The following is a 20,198-nucleotide window of genomic DNA, read 5'->3' on the forward strand; positions in this document are numbered from 1 at the left end:
CGTGGAGGAGCGCGCCTGGGGGAGGACACCATGAGTGGCAGATCCGCGGGCCGGTGGTTCCCGTACGGCCCGGCGAGCCGCGCCGTACTGATCGGGACGAGCCGCTTCACCAGCCCGGGTCTGGACGACCTGCCGTCGGTCGCGAACAGCCTGTGGGGGCTGCGGGACGCGCTCACCCACGGCACGCACGGCCTGCTGGCCCCGGAGCACTGCCGGGTGCTGCCGGATCCCACCGACGCGGCGGCCATCGGCGAGGCGCTGACCCGCGCGGAGGAGGAGGCGCGGGAGCTGCTGCTGGTCTACTACGCCGGGCACGGGGTGCTGGACGACGACGGGCGGCTGCACCTGGGGCTGGTGCCCACCGACCGGAGCCATGTGCGGTTCTCCGGGGTGCCGATCGACGTGGTGAAGCGGCATCTGGAGGGGTCGCCGGCGCGGGCCCGGGTGCTGATCCTGGACTGCTGCTTCTCGGGCCGGGCGATCTCGGTGATGTCCGATCCGGTGTCGCTGGCGCTGGGCCAGCTGGATCTGTCCGGCACGTACATCCTCACCGCCGCCCCGAAGAACGCGCCGGCCCTGGCGCCCCCCGGGGAGCGGTACACCGCGTTCACCGGCGCGTTGCTGGACGCGCTGGGCGCGTCGATGCCGCTCACCCTGGACGAGATCCACGCCTACGCCGACGGGCTGCTCAGCCGCCGGCCGACGCCGATGCCCCGGCCGCAGCGGCTGGCGTCCGGCGCGACGGGCTCGCTGGTGCTGATGCGGGGGCCGGCGGGCACGGCGGGCGCCGCGGGCGCGCCGGGTCCGTCCGGCGCGGTGCCGCCACCGGGTCCGGTGCGCCCACCGAACCCGGTGCCACCGCACGGCCCGGTGCCACCGCACGGCCCGGTGCCGCCGCACGGCCCGGTCGCGCCGGTCCCGCCGCGCCGGTCCCGGCGCCGGGGCGGGCTGCTGCTGCTCACCGCCGCGGCCGCCGGCGCGCTCGCGGTGGTGCTGACCACGACGCTGGTCAACCACCTGACCGGCGCGGACAGCGCCGGCACCGGCGGCGCGGCGGACGGCACCCGGGGCGGGAACCACACCACCCAGGGCACCACCGGCGGCACCGCCCCCGCCACCCCCACCACTCCCCCGCCCACCGCGACGACGGGCGCCCCGCCCACGCGGGACGCCCGGCCCAGCCCGGCCGCCGACACCTCGACCGTCGTCTACCGCGACCGCAAGCTGTTCTGGCGCGCCGCGGCCTGTCTGGGCAATCCCGTCCAGGGACTCGACCTCGACAAGCCCGCCGCCAACGCGGTGGCCTTCGCCACCCAGGACACCGATCTGGTCTACGTGGGCTGTATGTCCCCGGCGTACATCCAACTCGGCGACGCGGCGTTCACCCAGCTGCGGGCGGGCACCGCGGACGCCGGGACGAACACCGCGGCGGCCTGCCGGGCGGCGGCCGAGGGCAACCCCCTCGGCGCGCGCACCAACGCCGGCAAGATCACCGCCGGCACCGTCTGGTGCGTGGTGACCAGCCAGAACCAGGTCGCGAAGGTGGTGTTCACCAAGGTGGACCCGACGGACAGCAGCAGCGGGGCGGGCCCGGCCAACCCGACCTTCGAGCTGTCCGCCACCCTGTGGAGCGACGCGTCCTGACCCGGCGGGGCCGCGCCGGGTCAGGGGCATCGGGACGGCGATGCGGGCGGGCCGGGGCTACTCCTCCTCCGGCCCGTACCACAGCGTGGTCATGTTGCAGAACTCCCGGATGCCGTGGCCGGCCAGCTCCCGGCCGTAGCCGGAGCGCTTGGCACCGCCGAACGGCAGGCCGGGGTGGGAGGCGGTCATGCCGTTGAAGAACACCCCGCCGGCGACGAGGTCGCGGGCCAGCCGCTCCTGCTCCGCCGGGTCCCTGGTCCAGGCGTTGGAACTGAGCCCGAACGGGGTGTCGTTGGCGAGCGCGACGGCCTCGTCCAGGTCGGCGACGCGGTAGACCACGGCGACCGGCCCGAACGCCTCCTCGCGGTGGATCCGCATGCTCGGGGTGACGCCGGTGAGCACGGTCGGCTCGTAGAACCAGCCGGCCTGCGCGCCGGGCGGGCGGCGGCCGCCGCAGAGCGCGCGGGCGCCCTGGTGGACCGCGTCGTCGACCAGTTCCTCCAGGTCGGAGCGGCCCTGTTCGCTGGCGAGCGGGCCGACGTCGGTGTCCTCGTCCATCGGGTCGCCGACGGTCAGCGCGGCCATGCCCGCGGTGAACCGCTCGGTGAAGGCGTCGTAGACGTCGTTGTGGACGATGAACCGCTTGGCGGCGATGCAGGACTGGCCGTTGTTCTGGACGCGGGCGGTGACGGCGACCTTGGCGGCCTTGTCGAGGTCGGCGGAGGGCAGGACGACGTAGGGGTCGCTGCCGCCGAGTTCCAGGACGGTCTTCTTGACCTCGTCGCCGGCGATCGAGGCGACCGAGCGGCCGGCGGGTTCGCTGCCGGTGAGGGTGGCGGCGGCCACCCGCGGGTCGCGCAGGATGTCCTCGACGGCGCCGGAGCCGATCAGCAGGGTCTGGAAGCAGCCGTCGGGGTAGCCGGCGCGGCGGAAGAGCTCCTCCAGGTAGAGCGCGGTCTGCGGGACGTTGGAGGCGTGTTTGAGCAGTCCGGTGTTGCCGGCCATGAGGGCGGGGGCGGCGAACCGTACGACCTGCCACAGCGGGAAGTTCCAGGGCATCACCGCGAGGACGGGGCCGAGCGGCCGGTAGCGCACCACCGCGCGGACCGCGCCGGAGTCGTGCACGTCGGCGGGGTCGGGGCGCTCGTCGCCGAGCAGCGCCTCGGCGTGGTCGGCGTACCAGCGCATGGCCTTGACGGACTTGGCGGCCTCGGCGCGGGCCTGGGCCAGGGGTTTGCCCATCTCGGTGGTCATCGTCCGGGCGACGTCGTCCTGGTCGGCCTCCAGCAGGTTGGCGGCCTTGTGCAGCAGTTCGGCGCGGCGGGCGAAGGACGAGCTGCGGTGCAGCTGGAAGCCCTGTTCGGCGCGGACCAGGCGGTCCTCGATCTCGCCTGCGTTGAGCGCGTCGAAGGTCTTGAGGGTCTCGCCGGTCGCCGGGTTGACCGTGGCGATGGCCATGTTCGGCACCTCCTTGCGGTGGGCTGCGGGGGCGGGTGGGGGAGCCGGGTTCAGGGGCCGTCCGGCGGCCGGGTCAGCGGCCGGGGCGCCGGGGACGGGTCCGGGACCGGGTCGGGGCCGGGCGGGCGCGGCACCGGCGAGGGCTCCGGCGGGAGCGGCTGGGGCGGCGCCGGCGGGTGCGGCGGCGGCCCGGGCATCGGGCCGGGGCCGGGCGGCGGTTCCGGGGCGGGGCCGGGCGGTGGCTCCGGGACGGGACCCGGCGGCGGGCCTCCGGGGTCCGGCGGGACCGGTGGGGGCTGCGGTTCTCGGTCGGCGGTGCGACCGCGGTCGGTGTGCGGGTGCCGCTGCACGGCGGGCCTCCGGTATGGGACGACTGGTGGCTTATGAGCCCCCGTACCCGAGTCTGGCCCGTCCATGGCCCCGGCGCACGGTGGATTCCGGCGCCGGGCCGGGCCGTCGCCCGGGCGTCACGGGCGGGGGTCGCGGGCGTCGTAGCGGGCGAAGGCGCGGCGGCCCAGCCCGAGCGCGGTCACCACCAGCACGCAGGCCAGGCCGCCGCCGATCACCGCGGCGGCGGGCGAGGTGAGGTCGGCGGCGGAGCCGGCCAGGAAGTCGCCGAGCCGCGGCCCGCCGGCGACCACCACGACGAAGACGCCCTGGAGGCGGCCGCGCATCTCGTCGGGGGTGGCGGCCTGGAGCATGGTGCTGCGGAACACCATCGAGACGGTGTCCGCGCAGCCCGCGACAGCCAGGAAGAACAGGCCCAGCCACAGGTGCCGGGAGAGGCCGAAGGCGGCGATGGCCGCGCCCCAGCCCGCCACCGCCAGCAGGATGGCCAGGCCGTGCCGGCGGACGCCGCCGAGCCAGCCGGAGAACAGCCCGCCGAGCACCGCGCCGACCGCGGGCGCCGCGACGAGCAGGCCGACGGTCCTGGCGTCGCCGCCGAACCACAGCGCGGCGATCGCCGGGAAGAGCGCCCGGGGCTGGGCCAGCACCATCGCGGCCAGGTCGGAGAAGAACGTCATCCGCAGGTTGGGGCGGGTGGCGAGGAAGCGCAGGCCGTCCAGGACCGAGGCGCGGCGCGGCGGCCGGTCGCCCGCACCGGGCCGCATCGCCGGCAGCCGCCACATGGCGTAGAGGGAGGCGCCGAACGCCACCACGTCGATGAGGTAGGCCGCCTGGTAGCCCCACCAGCCGACGATCAGGCCGCCCAGCATCGGCCCGCCCATCAGGCCGAGGTTGGTGGTGAGGGACGACAGGGCGTTGGCGGCCGGCAGCTGCTCGGCGGGCAGCAGCCGGGGGATCATCGAGGAGCGGGCCGGGGAGTTCATCGCGAAGCAGACGGCCTGGAGCGCGACGACGGTGTAGAGCAGCCAGACCCGGTGGTAGCCGGCGAGCGCCGCGGCGGCCAGCGCGACCGACAGCACGGTGGCTCCGGCGGCGCTGACGAGGCCGAGCTTGCGGCGGTCGACGGTGTCGGCGACGGCGCCGCCGTAGAGCCCGAAGACGATCAGCGGGACCAGGGAGCACAGGCCCACCAGGCCGACGGCGAAGGTGGAGCGGGTGAGGGCGTAGACCTGGAGGGAGACCGCCAGCGCGGTCATCTGCTGGCCCATCCAGGAGACGGTGTTGCCGCACCACAGGCGGCGGTAGTCCGGCGAGGTGCGCAGCGGCGTCAGATCGGCGAATATCCGGCCGCTCAGCGGTCCGCGGGGCTTTCCGGCCGGGGCGGCCCGGTCACCGGCGGGCGCATCGGAGGTCGTTGTACGTGGCACGCGGCAGTAAACCACGCCACCCGGCCGCCGGTGAACGGGTGATCCGGCCGAGTGCCCCTTACCTCTCCCGCCCGGCGGCCCCCGGGCCGCCCGCCCCCGGCCCGTCCTCCTCCGGGACGTCCCCCGCCAGCCCGTACACCCGCCGTGCGTTGTCCGCCGCGAGCATCGCGCCGACCCGCCGGGCGTCCGCCGCCGACCACGCCCCGGACGCCGTCCACCCGTCCAGCAGTTCCGCCAGCGCGGTGCGGAACAGCGCACTGCCGACGACGTACAGCTCGGGCAGGCCGTAGGCGTCGGTGGAGAACAGCAGCTTGCCGAACGGCGCCAGCTCCAGGAACTCGGCGAGCACCGCGGCGGCCCGGGTGCCGGTGTGGGTGAGGGTCAGCCCGACGTCGGCGTAGACGTGCGGGAACACCGCCGCCAGGTAGGCGGCCTGGCGGTGGTACGGGTAGCAGTGCAGCAGCACCAGGTCGGTACCGGTGTCGGCGGTGGCCCGCAGCAGGTCGGTGAGGAGCGCCGGGTCGGCGTGGTCCAGCCGGAGGTCGGGGTCGCCGAAGCCGGTGTGCAGCTGGAGCGGCCGGCCGGTGGCGACCGCCAGCCAGATCAGGTGGCGCAGCAGCACCGGGTCGGCCAGCCGGGGCGCGCCCGCGGCGAGCCAGTCCCGGGCCGCGGTCCGCACCGCGTCCGGGCCGGGCGGCCGGGGGTCGAGGGCGAGGCCGTGCCGGTAGGCGGCCACCGACTTGAACGCGACGGCGGTGCGGGCCGCCGCGTGCACGGCGCGCTCCAGGGCGCCGGTGAAGCCCTCGGCGTCCGCCGCGCCGCCCGCGCGGTGGCCGGCGGCGAGCCGCTCGGCCAGCGCCTCCAGCCGCACCACCTCCCGCCCGGTGCCGCCACCCGCGGCGGCGGTCTCGGCCGGACCGGTCAGGTCGCCGGGCAGCCCGGTGTCGAGGAGGTAGACGCCGATGCCGGTGGCGGACAGCAGGCGGCGCCGGGTGGCGTCCGGGCCCAGTTCGCGGCGGCGGGCCAGGTAGTCCTCCGGCGGGCAGTGCGCGGGCAGGCCGAGCAGCGGCGGGCACCAGCGGCGGACCGCGAAGCCGGTCTGGGTGTCGAAGAACGAGGTGCCGGGCGCCGGCGGCCGGTCCGCCTCGGTGAGCAGTCCGGCGAACTCCGCGGCGTCCGGCTCGTACCGCAGCACCCCGTGGCAGTGGTGGTCCACCAGCGGCGGCAGCCCGCCGGCCGGCGGGCCGGCCGCGGCGCTCACCAGCGCCCGCGGGTGGCCGCGGCGATCTCCTCCGGCGTGCGGTCGGCGAAGTGCGCCTCCTCGACCCGGCGGACCGCCAGCACCGCACCGTGCAGCACCTCGCCCAGCGCCTCGCGCAGCGGCGCCGACTTCTCGAACCGGTCGGCGGCCTCGGTGAGCGTGGCCGGCAACCGGACGATGCCGCGCCGGGCCCGTTCGCGGACGCCCAGGGCGCCGGGGTCGCCGGTCTGCGGGGCCGGCAGCACGGCCGCGGTGTCGATGCCGTGCAGACCGGCCGCGATCACCGCGCCCACCGCGAGGTAGGGGTTGGCGGCGGCGTCGAAGGTCTTGACCTCGGCGTTGCCGCCGTCGGGGTCGTCGGGCGCGCCGATGACCAGCCGCAGCGCGGCCTCGCGGTTCTCCACGCCCCAGCACTGGTAGACCCCGGCCCAGTGCGAGGGCTGGAGCCGCAGGTAACTGGCGGGCGACGGGCAGCCGATGGCCAGCAGCGCGGGCAGCGTCTCCAGCACCCCGGCCAGGAACGCCACCGCGTCCGGCGCCAGCGCCCACTCCTCGCCCGCGGCCCGGTGCAGGCTCGTCCCCTCGCGGTGCAGGCTGAGGTGCAGGTGGCAGCCGTTGCCGACCTCGCCGGCGACGACGGACGGGGCGAAGACGGCGCGCAGCCCGTGCCGCGCGGAGACCGCGCGGACCGTCTCCCGGACCAGGACCACCTCGTCCGCGGCGCGCACCGGGTCGGCGGGCGCGGTGCTGACCTCGAACTGGCCCGGGGCATACTCGGGGTGGAGCTGGAGGACGTCCACGCCCTGGACGGTGAGCGCCTCGGTGACGTCGCGGAGGTAGTCGGACAGCTCCACGACCCGCGCCATGCCGTACGCGGGCCCGGCGCACGGGTAGTCGAGCGCGTCGGGGCCGGCCGTCCCCTGGGGGGCGCGGGTGACCACCCACTCCGTCTCGAAGCCCATCCGCAGCTCCAGCCCGGCGGCCGCGGCCCGCTCGGCCATCCGGCGGGCGAACAGCCGCTGGCAGGCCGGGTGCGGCCGGCCCAGCTGGTCGTAGCGGTCGACCGGGGCCCAGGCCCAGCCGGGCTGGGCGGCCAGGACGGTGAGCCGCTCCAGGTCGGGGAAGAGCCGCAGATCGCCGTCGGGGCCGCCGAGGTGGTCGGAGGCGGTGCAGGCGTCGTCGGAGGTGAAGACGTCGAAGACCGGCGACATCCCCACGCCCCGGGCGGCGACGTCCGGCAGCCGCCGCGCCGGAACGGTCTTCACCCGGGTGATGCCCGCGTTGTCCACCCAGGTCAGCGCGACGTTGCCGACGCCCTCCGCGTCCAGCCGCGCTGCCGACTGGCGGGCGCTCTCGCGCTCTTCCGCCCGCGTTCCCATAGAGCAGTCCTCACTTGGCCGTGCCGATCCCTCGGCGCCCGATCCCGCTGTGTGCCCTTCCGCCGCCGGCCCGGCCGGCCAGGGCCGTCCCGGTCAGGGACAGTTGAACTCGCACCATACGCACTTTCCGCCGCCGCGGGGTTCCACTCCCCAGACGTCCGCCAGCCGGTCGACGAGCAGCAGTCCGCGCCCCGACACCCCGGCCTCGCCCGGCTCCCGGCGGCGCGGCAGGCTGCTGGACGCGTCCTCGACCTCCAGCCGCAGCCGGCGTTCCACCCCGTGCGGCATACGGATGTTGACGATCGCCTCGCCGTCGGTGTGCAGCAGCGCGTTGGTGATCAGTTCGTCGGCGACCAGCTCGATCTCCTCGGCGCGCTCCCGGGCGCCCCAGGCGCGGACCGCGGCGCGGATCATGTGGCGGGCGGCGGACAGCCCCTGCGGGTCGGCGGGCGCGATGTGCTGCCGGAAGCGGCCCACCGTGTCGTGCTGCGGCGGGCCGAGGCGGCGCAGCAGGAGCAGCGCCATGTCGTCCTCGCCGCGCCGGCCGTCCGCCGACTCGCAGAGCCGGTCGGCGAGTTGCTGGACGTCCTGCGGGCCCTCGCGGACCTCGCGGCTGAGCTGCCGCAGCCCGGCGTCCAGGTCGGCCCCCGGCTCCTCCACCAGCCCGTCGGTGCACAGCACCAGGGTGTCGCCCGGGGCGAGGTGGACGGTGGTGACGGGGTAGTCCAGCAGCCGGAACTCCGAGGAGATGCCCAGCGGCAGCCCGCCCGCCACCGGCAGCCGCCGGCAGATGCCCTCGGCGTGCCGCACCATCGGGTCCAGGTGCCCGGCCCGGACGAACCGCGCCGCACCGGTGCTCAGGTCGGCGTCCACGTACGTGCAGGTGGCGAACCGGTCGGTGTCGAGTTCGTTGAGGAACGCGGAGGCCCGCGCCACCACCGTCGCCGGCGCGTGCCCCTCGGCGGCGTAGGCCCGCAGCACGATCCGCAGCTGGCCCATCAGCGCGGCGGCCTGGGTGTCGTGGCCCTGGACGTCGCCGATGACCGCGGCGACCCGGCCGTCCGGCAGCGGGATCACGTCGTACCAGTCGCCGCCGATGTGCCGGCCCATCCGGGCGGAGCGGTAGCGGACCGCGATCTGCGCCTCGGGGACGCCGGGGATCCGGCGCGGCAGCATCGCCTGCTGGAGCCCGGCGGCGATCTCGTGCTCCTGGTCGTAGAGCATCGCCCGGGCCAGGCTCTGCGCGATGCTGCTGCCCAACGCGACCAGCACACTGCGCTCCTGGTCGCCGAACTCGCTCTCCCGCTCGAAGAACAGCCCGATCACGCCGATCGGGCGGCCCTGGGCGATCAGCGGCAGGTATGCGGCGGAGCCGACGTTCAGCGGCTCGATGGCCGGCCACAGCCGCGGGAACCCGGTGCGGAACTCCTCCCGGCTGCGGACGAACCGCGGCCTGAGGGTCCGCACCACCTCGCTCATCGGAAACTCGTCGCCGACCTTGGTGTACTCCAGGTCCGGGACGAAGCTGCCCGCCCGCCCCTCGGAGACCAGCCGGATCCGCCCTGCCTCGACCAGGCCGAGGATGACGTTCTCCGCGCCCAGCCGGCTCAGCCCCTGCTCGTCGGCGAGGACACCGATCACCTCGCCGACCGTGCGGGCGTGCGCCAGGGCGGCGGTGGTGCGCTCGACGATCCCGGCGTGCCGGCGGCGCTCCTCGGTGACCGCGATCCGCTCGGCGGCCTGGGCGTATTCCTCGGAGGCGTCGCGGACCACGCCGATGATCCGGCGGGGGCGGCCGGTGGGGTCGCGGCGGATGCTGCCCTGGGCGTGCGTCCAGCGCAGCTCGCCGTCCCGCCGCCGGATCCGGAAGTAGGCGCCGTAGGAGTGGCTGCCGTCCTTGAGCGCGCGGGCCACCAGGGCGTCGAGGCGGGCCGCCTCGTGGCCCGGCACCCGGCGGCCCAGGCTCGCCGGCCGGTCGTCGTACTCCCCCGGCCGCAGGTCGAAAACGTCCAGGGCGGGCGGATCGAGGTGCATCAGCCCGCTGTCGAGGTCCCAGTCGAAGCCGCCCATGCCGTTGAGCGCCAGCGTCAGGTCCGGGTGGGCGGGCCAGTCGTCCGGCACCGACACGGTGGGCCGCTTCGCTCCCCGGTCAGCCATGCCGTCACTTTGCCACATTCACCCGTATTGCGGCCTGTCCAGCGCCCCCGCCCGACCCCCCGCCACCCCACCCGCCCCACTCCTGACTACAGTCTCAGCCCTCCCTCATCACCCTCTCCCCACCTCTCCTCCACCAGCACTTTCCACCCCGGAACATCACCCCACCCATTGCGATGTTCTCAACGCCCTGTTAGCGTCCCCGGCCATGGACGAAGACCCCGGCGGCCGGATCGCGGACGACACCGGACACGTCACCGACCGCGTCCGGCAGGTCATCGCCCGGCTCGGCTGCAACCAGCGCGAATTCGCCCGCCGGATCGTCATGGACCCCTCCAAACTCTCCCGCTCCCTGGGCGGCACCCGGCGCTTCACCCTCGCCGAGATCGTCCGGATCGCCGATCTCGGCGGCGTGGACACCGGCTGGCTGCTGGGCGCCCCGGAACGCCCGGCGCCGCCGCCCGGCCGCGGCCCCGCGCCCGTCCCCGACGGCGGCCGCCCGCTGCAGATCGTCCGGGAGACCGTCCGCCTGATCGCCGAGCACGGCTTCCACGCCGTACGGGTCACCGACATCGCCGCCGCCTGCGGCACCAGCCCGGCCGCCGTGCACTACCACTTCCCCGGCCGCGACGACCTCCTGGAGGCCGCCGTCCGCTGGTGCATGGACGAGGACACCGCACGCCGGGCGGCCGGCCTGGCCGCCGCCCCCGACGCCCGCGCCGAACTCCTCCACCTGATCGCACTCCAGACCCCGCGCACCGAACAGCAGCGCCGGCAGTGGCTGGTCTGGCTCGACCTGTGGGCCCAGGCCGCCCGGGACACCGCGGTGGGACGCCTGCACGAGCACTACTACCGCCAGTGGCGCACCACGGTCGCCGACGTCCTGCGCCGCGGCACCGCCCAGGGCGTCTTCCGCCCCGTCGACCCCGACGTCACCGCGCTCCGCCTCACCGCCCTCATCGACGGCCTCGCCACCCAGGTCCTGGCCACCGCTCCCGACAGCACCACCCCGGACAGCATGCACACCGCCCTCCTGGCCTTCGTCCGCAACGAACTGGACGTGGGGCGGGGGGCGGCGGGGGAATCCGGGGCGGCGCAGGAGACGAGCGGGGTGGCGCAGGAGACGAGCGCGGTGGCGCAGGAGACGAGCGAGGCGGCGGGGGGTCTTGGGGTGGGCGGGGTGGCTGGGCCGAAGGCCGGGGCGGGCGGGGAGACCGAGGTGGGTCGGGAGGCCGGGCCGGGTCCGGAAGCCGGATCGAGTCCAGAGGCCGAGGCGGGGCCGGGGGCCGGGGCGGGGCCGGAGCAGGAGCAGGGGCCCGAGTGAGGGGTTTCCAGGGGGTGCCGGTCGCCGGTGGCCGCGCCTCATCTCCGCGGCCCCTCGCACCTCAGCCCCTCGGACCTCAGCCAGTCGCTCTTGCAGCAACCGCACCGCACGCGGACCGGCCCGACCGACCGACTGAACGGCCGACCCACCGACCCACCCCCCCACCGACCGCCACCGGGTGCGACGGGCCCACCCCCGCCCAGCCCACCGCCGCCAGCCCGCCGCCTGCCCCGCCCCGACCGCTCCGCCAGCCCCTCCCGAACCGAAAGGACCCCATGACCACCCCCACCGACGAGGTCATCATCACCTGCGCCCTCACCGGCGCCGGCGACACCGTCCGCCGCTCCCCGCACGTCCCGGTCACGCCCGAGCAGATCGCCCGCTCCGCCGTCGAGGCGGCCGCCGCGGGCGCCGCGGTGGTGCACATCCACGTCCGCGACCCCGAGACCGGCGCCCCGTCCCGCGACCCCCGCCTCTACGCCGAGGTCGTCGACCGCATCAAGCAGACCGGCACCGACGTCGTCATCAACCTCACCGCCGGCATGGGCGGCGACCTGGTCATCGACCCGGAGCGGCCGCTCACCCACCTCCCCGGAACGGACCTGGTCAGCGGCCTGGAACGGCTTCCGCACGTCGAGGACCTGCTGCCCGACATCTGCACCCTGGACTGCGGCTCCCTCAACTTCGGCGACGGCTCCACGCTCTACGTCTCCACCCCCGACATGCTGCGCGCGGGCGCCCGGCGGATCCAGGAGCTGGGCGTCCGGCCGGAGTTGGAGATCTTCGACACCGGGCAGCTGTGGTTCGCCAAGCAGCTGCTCGCCGAGGGGTTGCTGGACGACCCCACCGCCTTCCAGCTGTGCATGGGCATACCGTGGGGCGCCCCGGCCGACCCCGGAGTGCTCCAGTCGATGGTGAACATGCTCCCCGAGGGCGCGGAGTGGGCCAGTTTCGCGCTCGGCCGGATGCAGATGCCCTGGGTCGCCCAGTCGATCCTGCTGGGCGGCAACGTCCGGGTCGGCCTGGAGGACAACCTCTACCTCAGCCGCGGCGTCAAGGCCACCAACGCCCAACTCGTCGAACGCGCCGTGCAGATCACCGAACTCCTCGGCGCCACCGTCGCCACCCCCGACCAGGCCCGCACCCGCCTGGGCCTGAAGCCCCGCACCTGACCTCGGACGCCAACTGACCGGGCGACCACGCCGGGGGCGGAGCGGCGTACCCGGGTCGGCGGCGCCCGGGCCGGGGCGCCAGCCCCGCCACCCCACACCGGCACCACCCCTCACGCCGGTGCCGGCACCAGCCGCACCCCGGCAGCCCCCGCACCCGCACCCGCACCCGCACCCGCACCCGCACCCGCACCACTTCACACCGGTACCGGCACCAGCCCCACCCCCACCCACCCGCACCCCACGGAGGCACACCCATGCCCTACACCCCCGCCACCTCCCCGGAAGCCGCCCGCCGCGTGGCCTGTATAGGCGCCGGCGTCATAGGCGGCGGCTGGGTCGCCCACTTCCTCGCCCGCGGTTACGACGTCACCGCCTGGGACCCCGCCGACGACGCCGAGGCGAAACTCCGCCGCCTGGTCGCCGCCGCCTGGCCCGCCCTGGAGCAGCTGGGCCTCGCCGACGGCGCCTCCCCGGACCGGCTGACGGTCGCCCCGACCCTCGCCGAAGCCGTCGCCGACGCCGACTTCGTCCAGGAAAGCGCCCCGGAGAAGCTGGAGTTGAAGCGCTCCCTCCTCGCCGAACTGGACGCCGCCACTTCGCCCGGTGCGGTCATCGCCTCCTCCACCTCCGGCTACCCGATGACCGATATGCAGACCACGGCCGCCGACCCGTCCCGCCTCGTCGTCGGCCACCCGTTCAACCCGCCGTACCTCATCCCGCTCGTCGAGGTCGTCGGCGGTACGCACACCGACCCCGCGGCCGTGGCCTGGGCGTCCCGCTTCTACGACCTGGCCGGTAAGTCCGTGATCACCATGGACCGCGAGCTCCCGGGCTTCATCGCCAACCGCCTCCAGGAGGCCCTGTGGCGGGAGGCCCTGCACATGGTCGCGAACGGCGAGGCGACCGTGGCGGACATCGACGCCTCGATCACCGAAGGCCCGGGCCTGCGCTGGGCGTTCATGGGCCCCTGCCTGACCTTCGCGCTGGCCGGCGGCGAGGGCGGGATGGCCCATATGCTCGACCACTTCGGCCCGTCCCTGAAGTCCCCCTGGACCCGCCTGGAGGCCCCGGAACTGGACCGCGCCCTCCGCGACGCCATGGTCGACGGCTGCGCTGCCGCCGCCGGGAACCGCACCTACGCCGACCTGGTGGCCGAACGCGACCAGGGCGTCATCAACGTCCTCCGCGCCACCGGCCGCCTCCCCCAATCCCCCGCCAGCGCTTCCGGGGAGCAGGCCCGATGAACCCGATGGACGCGATGAACCCGATGGACGCGATGGACGCGATCAACTCGGTGAACGCGGCGAACTCGGTGACCCCGGGGGCCCCGGGAGCCTCGGGGGCCTCGGCGACCCCGGGAGCCTCGACGCCCGGGAGGGGCCCCCTCCCCCTCTTCCACCAGGTCGTCAAGGACGACTGGATCGACTACAACGGCCACCTCAGCGAGGCGTACTACGTCCTGGTCTTCGGCTTCGCGACCGACGCCCTGATGGACGCGTGCGGCCTCGGCGCCGCCTACCGGTCAGACACCGGCTGCTCGCTCTACACCGTCGAAGCCCACGTCCGCTACCTCGACGAGGTCCCGCGCGGCAGCCGACTGGCCGTCCACACCACGGTGCTGGGCACCGCCGCCAAGAAACTCCGCCTCCTCCACGAGATGTACGTCTGCGACGCCGCCGGAGCTCCCACCGGCAACCCGGTGGCCACCGAAGAGCTGTTCACCCTCCATGTCGACCAGCACCAGGGCCACGCCGTCGCGTTCCCCGACGCCACCCGCGACCGGCTCGCCGCTCTGACCGCCCCGGCCCCCGCCTGGGCCGGCCAGGGCATCCGCCCCGTCGGCACCTGACCCGGAATTCAGATGCCACCCGCCCCGCGTTGTGGTCGCATCACCCCCTATGCCCCCTCAACACCCCCTTCCCTCCGACGCACCGCCGCCTTCCGCAACACCCGCTCCCTCCCACCCATCCGACCCACCCCGTCCACCCGCTCCCCTTCACCCCTCCGAACCCGCCGTACCCCCCGATCCCTCCGATCTCCCCGATCCCTCCGATCTCCCCGATCCCTCCGTCCCGCCGCAGGCCCTGCTGGCGAGGATGGAGCGCAATTTCGCCGAACACGCCTGGCGTCGCCGGCCTCTACAACATCTGCACCCCGGCCGAACACCGCCGCCGCGGCTACGGCAGCGCCCTCACCCTGACCGCCCTGCACGCCGCCCGCGCCCAGGGCTGCGCCGTCGCCGTCCTCCAGGCATCCGCCCAGGGCGAACCCCTCTACCGGCGGCTGGGCTTCCGCTCCTGCGGCCACTTCACCGAACATACGATCACCTCCTGACAGCACGGTCACGCACCGGCCCCCACACGGCCCCGAGGACACCGACCACTCCCCTGGCTCTGCGGGTGGCGCACGGGGCGGAGTGGGTGGCCGGGGTGCGGAAGGGAGCGGTGTCGCGCTGGTCGTTGTCATGACTGACACTGTGCCGATCGCGGGACGTGTCGGCGTCAGGGATCTCCCTGACGCTTTCCCGGATGCGACCCTGAGGTGGTACCGGTCCGACGCGCGAACGGAGATCAGGGTGATGTCCCCACAAGGCCACCGTATCGACATCGAAGAAGGCTCCGACCATGTCCGGGTGGTGGTGAACGGGCAGCTGCTCGCCGAGAGCCGCCGGCCGCTGCTGCTCGCCGAGACCGGCTATCCGGTGCGGTACTACCTGCCGCCGGAGGATGTGCGGACGGAACTGCTGACGCCCTCCGCGACCCACACGGTGTGCCCGTTCAAGGGGACCGCCTCCTACTGGTCGCTCGACGGCGGCCCTGAGGACGTCGCCTGGGCCTACCCCGAACCGCATGCCGAGGTCGCGGCGATCAAGGACCATTTCTGTTTCTACGACACGGAGTTGGCGTAACACGCGCGGCAGAAGGCGGAGAGCCGAAGCCACCGGGACGAAGGCACCAGGGCCGAAGCCGGGCCGCTGACGGCCCGCCCCGGCCACCCCGCGCGCCCGCCTCCGCCTCGCCGGCCGCCCCTCCCCCGGCGCACAATCGAAGGGTGAATGCGCAGGAGGAAGAGCAACAGGAACAGCAACAGGAACACCAACAGCAACAGCAACAGCAACAGGAGCGCCGGAAGCCGTCCCGCGGTCACGACGGCGGGGGTACGGCGGCCCGGCGGCGGGATCGTGACGAGCAGGGCCGGGCGCGCAACGCGCGACCGCGTGACGGGCTCGGCCGGCCGCTGCCCTACGGGGCACCGGGCGTGGAGCGGCAGCCGGAGGGGGTGGCCCGGACACCGGACGAGTCGCTGGCGGAGGCGCAGCGGCTGCTGGACGCGGGGATGCCGTTCCACGCCCACGAGGTGCTGGAGGACGCCTGGAAGGCCGCCGGGGAGGGCGAGCGGGAGCTGTGGCGGGGGCTGGCCCAGCTCGCGGTGGGGCTCACGCACGCGGCGCGCGGCAACGCGACGGGAGGGGCGGCGCTGCTGGAGCGGGGTGCGGCGGCCCTCGTCCCGTATGCCGGGGATCCGCCGTACGGTGTCGATGTGGCGGGGCTGACGGCGTGGGCGGCGGGGCTGGCCGGCCGGCTGACCGGGGCCGCGGGGGGCGGGGCGGCCGGTGCGGTGCCGGCGGCCGCGGCGGCTCCCCGGCTGCGCGCGGCCCGCTGAGCCGTGCGCGGCGTCACGCGCCCGAGCGGCGGGCGCGGGGGGCCGGTTCGCTGCCGGCGACGTCGTTGAAGCCCCAGTCGAGGAGCGCCCCGGCTTCCTTGTAGACGCCGTTGGCCTCGCCGGACTGGGGGTTGAGGACGGTGGCGATGAGGGTGTGGCCGTTGCGGCGGGCGGCGGCGATCAGGGTGTTGCCGGCCTTGCTGGTGTAGCCGTTCTTGACGCCGATGATGCCCGGGTAGCGGGGCAGGCCGTGGGAGCCGACGAGCATCCGGTTGGTGTTCTCGATCTGGACGGTGGCGCCGCCGGCGGCCGGGAAGGTGGCGCGCGGAGTGGAGCAGTAGCGGGCGAAGTCGGGGTTGGCCAGGCCGGCGCGGGCGAAGACCGTCAGGTCGAAGGCGGAGGAGACCTGGCCGGGGGCGTCGTAGCCGTCGGGGGATGTGACGGTGGTGTCGCGGGCGCCGAGTCGGCGGGCGGTCTGCTGCATTTCCTGGGCGGTGGCCGACCAGCCGCCGTTCATCGAGGCCAGGACGTGGACCGCGTCGTTGCCGGAGCGCAGGAAGACGCCGCGCCACAGGTCGGCGACGGTGTAGCTCCGGCCCTGGCGGACGCCGACGACGCTGCTGCCGGAGCCGAGGCCGGCGAGGTCGGCGGCGCTGACCTGGCGGACCCGGCCGGCGGCGAACTTGGGCAGGACGGTGACCGCGAAGAGGGTCTTCAGGGTGCTGGCGGGGGCGAGTCTGCGGTGCGGGTTGCGGGAGGCCAGCACCTTGCCGGTGTCGGCGTCGGCGACCATCCAGGCCAGCGCGGACAGGCCGGCGGGCAGCTGGCGGGCGGCCGCGGCGGGCTGACGGGCCGTCGGGGCGGCCGGCCGGGCACCGGCCGGTATGGACGTCAGGGACAGGCCGGTGGCGGCGATCAGGGCCAGCGCCCCGGCCTTCTTGGACACAAGCGCGTCGATTGCCATGGGGTCACGCTATGGAGGGCGGGCCCGGTACGCAGCACGGTTGCGCCGGACGGACCACCGGACGGGGTAACGGGCCCGGCGTGTCGCGGCGGTGCGCAGGCGCAAAGGAGGACCCGCCCGGTGCGACGGGGGATGCACACCGGGCGGGTCCCAGGACTTTTCTACCGCATGACTGAACGGATACGCATCAAAAACTTGTGCGTCAGCGGATTACCAGGCCACGGGCAGCGAAATCAGGCCACGTGCCCGGATGGTCCGACGGTGTCGCACTTCGTCCCGGGGGATGTCGAGGCGCAGCCCCGGAAAGCGGCTGATGAGGGCGCCGACGGCGATCTCCGCCTCCGTCCGGGCCAGCGATGCGCCCAGGCAGTAGTGGATGCCGTGACCCAGGGCGAGGTGGCCGGTCAGGCCGCGGGCCGGGTCGAAGCGGTCGGGCTCGGCGAAGCGGGCCGGATCGCGGTTCGCGGACGCGACGGAGAGCAGCACGCTCTCGCCGGCCGGGATGCGGACGCCGCCGATCTCCACGTCCTCGACGGGAAAGCGGCGGATGGCCAGGGCGGTGGGCCCGTCGTAGCGCAGGAACTCCTCGACGGCACCCCGGAGTTCGGCTGGATTTCGGCGCAACGCGGCGAGGTGTTCGGGGTGGTCGAGAAGGGTGAGGACGGCGTTGCCGATGAGCTGGACGGTGTTCTCGTAGCCGGCGAGCAGGATGAGGAAGGCGAGGGAGGTCAGTTCGTCCTCGCTGAGCCGGTCGCCGGCCGTGCCCTCGGTGTCGTCGCGGACCGCGATCAGGTCGGAGAGCAGGTCGTCACCGGGCTCGGCGCGCTTGGCCGCGATCAGCTGGGTGTAGAAGTCCAGCATGGCGCCGACGGCTTCCTTCATCGCCTGCGGCCGGGCCGGATCGGGCGTGATCAGCGCGTCCGACCAGGCGAGGAAGTCGCGCCGGTCCGCCTGGGGGACGCCGAGCAGGTCGCAGATGACGGTGATCGGCAGCGGCCCGGCGTAGTCCCGGACGAGTTCGGCGCGGCCCGCGGCGGCCATGGCGTCGAGCAGGTCGTCGGCGATCCGGCGGACGGGCGCCCGGAGCGCCTCGACGCGCCCCGGGGTGAACGCCTTGGCGACCAGGCGGCGGATCCGGGTGTGGTCCGGCGGGTCCATGTTGAGGAGGTTGGCGTCCAGGGCGGGCGGCAGGGAGAAGCCGCGGTAGTTGCCGGGGGTGGCGTGCCGTTTGTCGAGCGAGAGCCGGGGGTCGGCCAGCGCGCTGCGGACGTCCTCGTAGCGGGTCACGAGCCAGGCGGGCTGCCCGTCGGTGCCGGCGATGCGGTGGACGGGCCCGGCCTCGCGGAGCGCCGCGCAGGCGGCGTACAGGTCGTCCAGGAGGGGCGTGGTGTCGGTGAGGGCGGCGGGCCCGGTCTCGGCGGTGTTCTGCATGGCGTCCGACTCTAGGGGGTGGCGCCGGACTCCCGTCGGGGAGCGGCGTGCGGGGGTGCGGCGGGGCGCCGGGCGGCACCGGCCGGGGCCGGTGCCGCCGTGCGCGGCGCGGGAGGCCCGGACCCCCGTACCGGGCCACCCCGTCTGTGCGGTCGCGGTCAGCTGCGCGGTGTGGCGCTGCGCTGGCGCAACTCGGTGAGCACGGTCTCGATCAGCGGTGAGTGGTAGACGTCCGCGACCAGCGCCAAGTGCTCGTACTCGGCGGCCGGTTGGGCGCCGTCGCGGTCCTCGGTGACCACCACGCTGTCGGCGCCGTGGGCGGGGACGTGGCCGACCGCGCGGTTCTCCAGGCCGCGCCGGAGGGCGGCGGCCTCGGCGACCGCGGCGAGTTGGCGGTCGTCCAGGGAGACCGCGCGGGCGCGTTCGCGGACGATGTCGATGGCGTCGGACTCGACGTGGCGGCGTATCCCGCGCTGGACATCGCGGATCTCGGCCATCTGGCGGTTGGCGCGCCATTCGAGATCGGCGAAGGGCCAGTGGCCCGTCCACCGGGAGCCGTCCATGGTGACCTCGGGGTTCTGCGCGGTGACGGTCCGCCAGAGGGGCGTGAGGCGGCGCAGCCGGCGCCAGGCGGCGACCCGGGGGCCGGCGGCCGGCAGGGAGAAGCCGGCGAGGACGAGGAGCGCGGCGACCGAGGCGCTGAGCGGGGCGACGCCGTTGGAGAGCCACGGGGCCGGGTGGCCGGTCCACGACAGGGCGAAGCCGATCACCTTGCAGGCGCAGTAGACCAGGCCGAGCCAGCAGCCGGCGGCCAGCACCCGCAGGCCGCGGGCGAGCCAGGTGCTGCCGAGCCGTCGCGCGTAGCGGGGGCAGAGGGTGCCCAGACCGGCCAGGCTGGCGCCGAAGATGGCCAGGTACAGCACGAGGAAGAGCATGACGCCGGGGGCGTCGGTGTAGGCGGTGCTGAAGTCACGGGGGTGCTCGACGGCGTCCGGGCGGCCGACGGCGAAGCCGGTGACGGCGACCGCCCACAGGGCCGCGACCGTTCCGACGGCGGTCCGGGCCCGGCGGCGGGCGCGGCGGCGGGCGGCTTCGCCCTCGCCCGCGGTCCAGCGGAGCAGCAGGACCAGTGCGCCGGCGGCGAAGACCACCACGGAGGAGTAGAGGAAGACCATGGCGAGGTTGGCGACGCCCACCAGGTGGTCGAAGGCGCGGTAGAGGCTGGGCGCGGAGAAGAGGAAGACGGTCGCCACGCCGCCGGTCATCACGCAGGTGAGTCCGAGGTCGGCGTTGCTGCGGTCCCGGAACCAGGCGACCGCCTTGTAGGCCACCAGCGCCCAGGCGGCGGCCCCGAAGCAGAGGTAGACGAGGTCAAACACCGGCGCCTCCGGTGGGTCCGGCCGCTTCCTGCTGGCGGCGGATGTGCTGGAGCGCGGGGCCGAGCGCCGCGGCGACCTCGGCGGCCGGCCCCTCCAGCGGGAGCTCGGGCTCGACCGCCATGGGCACCACGTGCTCCATCAGCAGCGTGCCGAGCACCTCCGTCTCCCGCTCGGCGAGGTTGTCGTAGCCGTGGTGGCGGGCGAAGCCCATGGTCAGGCCCATCCGGCGCATCGCGGTGGCGACGTCGACGGACGGCGTCCACATCCGCAGGGCGTCCTCGGTGACGGCCGGGTCCTGGGCGTGCCCGAGGAGGAGGTGGCTGAGTTCGTGGAGCACGATGTGGGTCTGGTGCCAGGGGGAGGTCTTGAGTTCGTAGAAGACCCAGTAGCCGTCGTCGGTGGTGGCGGTCATCCCGGAGACCACCCCGCCCAGGCTCATCGGCACCAGGTGGACGGGCCGTTCGACCCGTGCCGCGACGATGTCGCAGATCCTCCGCAGGTCGGTCGAGGCGGGCAGCCGCAGCTCCTTGATGAGCTGCTTGCACCGCCTGCGCATCTGCCCCACTCGCATGCTCGTTCCGTCCTCGTGTCCGG

Annotated in this window: 16 protein-coding genes and 1 pseudogene; 8 read left to right on the plus strand and 9 right to left on the minus strand. The window is 75.1% G+C overall.

The features are described from left to right. The first annotated feature begins 30 nt into the window (after positions 1-30). Positions 31-1,644, plus strand: coding sequence for a caspase family protein (locus MUU72_RS06105; RefSeq protein ID WP_248012091.1), 1,614 nt, complete (start codon positions 31-33; stop codon positions 1,642-1,644). Between the two features lie 57 nt (positions 1,645-1,701). Here MUU72_RS06105 and MUU72_RS06110 read toward each other — a convergent pair whose 3' ends face one another. The 5 genes from MUU72_RS06110 to MUU72_RS06130 all read right to left on the minus strand — a co-directional run bounded on the left by MUU72_RS06110 (position 1,702) and on the right by MUU72_RS06130 (position 9,674). Beyond that, positions 1,702-3,102, minus strand: coding sequence for an NADP-dependent succinic semialdehyde dehydrogenase (locus MUU72_RS06110; RefSeq protein WP_248012092.1), 1,401 nt, complete (start codon positions 3,100-3,102; stop codon positions 1,702-1,704). Positions 3,103-3,569: 467 nt separating this feature from the next. Beyond that, positions 3,570-4,877, minus strand: a complete 1,308-nt coding sequence (locus MUU72_RS06115; protein ID WP_248012093.1) for an MFS transporter — start codon at positions 4,875-4,877, stop codon at positions 3,570-3,572. 58 nt (positions 4,878-4,935) lie between these two features. Next, positions 4,936-6,138 (minus strand): amidohydrolase family protein, encoded by a 1,203-nt coding sequence (locus tag MUU72_RS06120; RefSeq protein WP_248012094.1) that lies wholly within the window; start codon positions 6,136-6,138, stop codon positions 4,936-4,938. Further along, complete coding sequence (locus MUU72_RS06125) at positions 6,135-7,517, minus strand: type I glutamate--ammonia ligase (RefSeq protein WP_248012095.1); 1,383 nt, start codon at positions 7,515-7,517, stop codon at positions 6,135-6,137. Before MUU72_RS06125 ends, MUU72_RS06120 begins: the two co-directional genes overlap by 4 nt. A gap of 93 nt (positions 7,518-7,610) precedes the next feature. Beyond that, the gene (locus MUU72_RS06130) at positions 7,611-9,674 is read right to left on the minus strand and encodes a SpoIIE family protein phosphatase (RefSeq protein ID WP_248012096.1); all 2,064 of its coding nucleotides are present in this window, start codon (positions 9,672-9,674) and stop codon (positions 7,611-7,613) included. Between the two features lie 205 nt (positions 9,675-9,879). Between MUU72_RS06130 and MUU72_RS06135 the strand changes: the two are divergent. The 7 genes and pseudogenes from MUU72_RS06135 to MUU72_RS06165 form a co-directional block, all read left to right on the plus strand. Next, positions 9,880-10,728 (plus strand): annotated as a pseudogene (locus MUU72_RS06135) (TetR/AcrR family transcriptional regulator); the annotation flags it as partial. Positions 10,729-11,270: 542 nt separating this feature from the next. Then, on the plus strand, positions 11,271-12,167 hold the full coding sequence (locus tag MUU72_RS06140) for a beta-keto acid cleavage family enzyme (protein ID WP_248012097.1): 897 nt from the start codon (positions 11,271-11,273) through the stop codon (positions 12,165-12,167). Positions 12,168-12,421: 254 nt separating this feature from the next. Further along, positions 12,422-13,411 (plus strand): 3-hydroxyacyl-CoA dehydrogenase NAD-binding domain-containing protein, encoded by a 990-nt coding sequence (locus MUU72_RS06145; protein ID WP_248012098.1) that lies wholly within the window; start codon positions 12,422-12,424, stop codon positions 13,409-13,411. After that, a complete protein-coding gene (locus MUU72_RS06150; RefSeq protein ID WP_282503734.1) occupies positions 13,408-14,016 on the plus strand; it encodes a thioesterase family protein in 609 nt (202 codons plus the stop codon). Before MUU72_RS06145 ends, MUU72_RS06150 begins: the two co-directional genes overlap by 4 nt. A gap of 257 nt (positions 14,017-14,273) precedes the next feature. Next, positions 14,274-14,501 carry a GNAT family N-acetyltransferase gene (locus MUU72_RS06155; RefSeq protein ID WP_372503013.1) on the plus strand — a complete coding sequence of 76 codons (228 nt, stop codon included), beginning with the start codon at positions 14,274-14,276 and terminating at the stop codon, positions 14,499-14,501. Positions 14,502-14,745: 244 nt separating this feature from the next. Continuing rightward, the gene (locus MUU72_RS06160; protein ID WP_248012099.1) at positions 14,746-15,075 is read left to right on the plus strand and encodes a DUF427 domain-containing protein; all 330 of its coding nucleotides are present in this window, start codon (positions 14,746-14,748) and stop codon (positions 15,073-15,075) included. Positions 15,076-15,218: 143 nt separating this feature from the next. Then, the gene (locus MUU72_RS06165) at positions 15,219-15,830 is read left to right on the plus strand and encodes a DUF309 domain-containing protein (protein ID WP_248012100.1); all 612 of its coding nucleotides are present in this window, start codon (positions 15,219-15,221) and stop codon (positions 15,828-15,830) included. 13 nt (positions 15,831-15,843) lie between these two features. Here MUU72_RS06165 and MUU72_RS06170 read toward each other — a convergent pair whose 3' ends face one another. The 4 genes from MUU72_RS06170 to MUU72_RS06185 all read right to left on the minus strand — a co-directional run bounded on the left by MUU72_RS06170 (position 15,844) and on the right by MUU72_RS06185 (position 20,169). Further along, complete coding sequence (locus MUU72_RS06170) at positions 15,844-16,794, minus strand: D-alanyl-D-alanine carboxypeptidase family protein (RefSeq protein ID WP_248012101.1); 951 nt, start codon at positions 16,792-16,794, stop codon at positions 15,844-15,846. Between the two features lie 210 nt (positions 16,795-17,004). After that, positions 17,005-18,225, minus strand: a complete 1,221-nt coding sequence (locus tag MUU72_RS06175) for a cytochrome P450 family protein (protein WP_248012102.1) — start codon at positions 18,223-18,225, stop codon at positions 17,005-17,007. Between the two features lie 158 nt (positions 18,226-18,383). After that, positions 18,384-19,604, minus strand: coding sequence for an MAB_1171c family putative transporter (locus MUU72_RS06180; RefSeq protein WP_248012103.1), 1,221 nt, complete (start codon positions 19,602-19,604; stop codon positions 18,384-18,386). Next, positions 19,597-20,169, minus strand: coding sequence for a hypothetical protein (locus MUU72_RS06185; RefSeq protein ID WP_248012280.1), 573 nt, complete (start codon positions 20,167-20,169; stop codon positions 19,597-19,599). Before MUU72_RS06185 ends, MUU72_RS06180 begins: the two co-directional genes overlap by 8 nt. Between the last annotated feature and the right edge of the window lie 29 nt (positions 20,170-20,198).

It is taken from the genome of Streptomyces rhizoryzae (assembly GCF_023155275.1).
Classification (GTDB): Bacteria; Actinomycetota; Actinomycetes; order Streptomycetales; family Streptomycetaceae; genus Streptomyces; species Streptomyces rhizoryzae.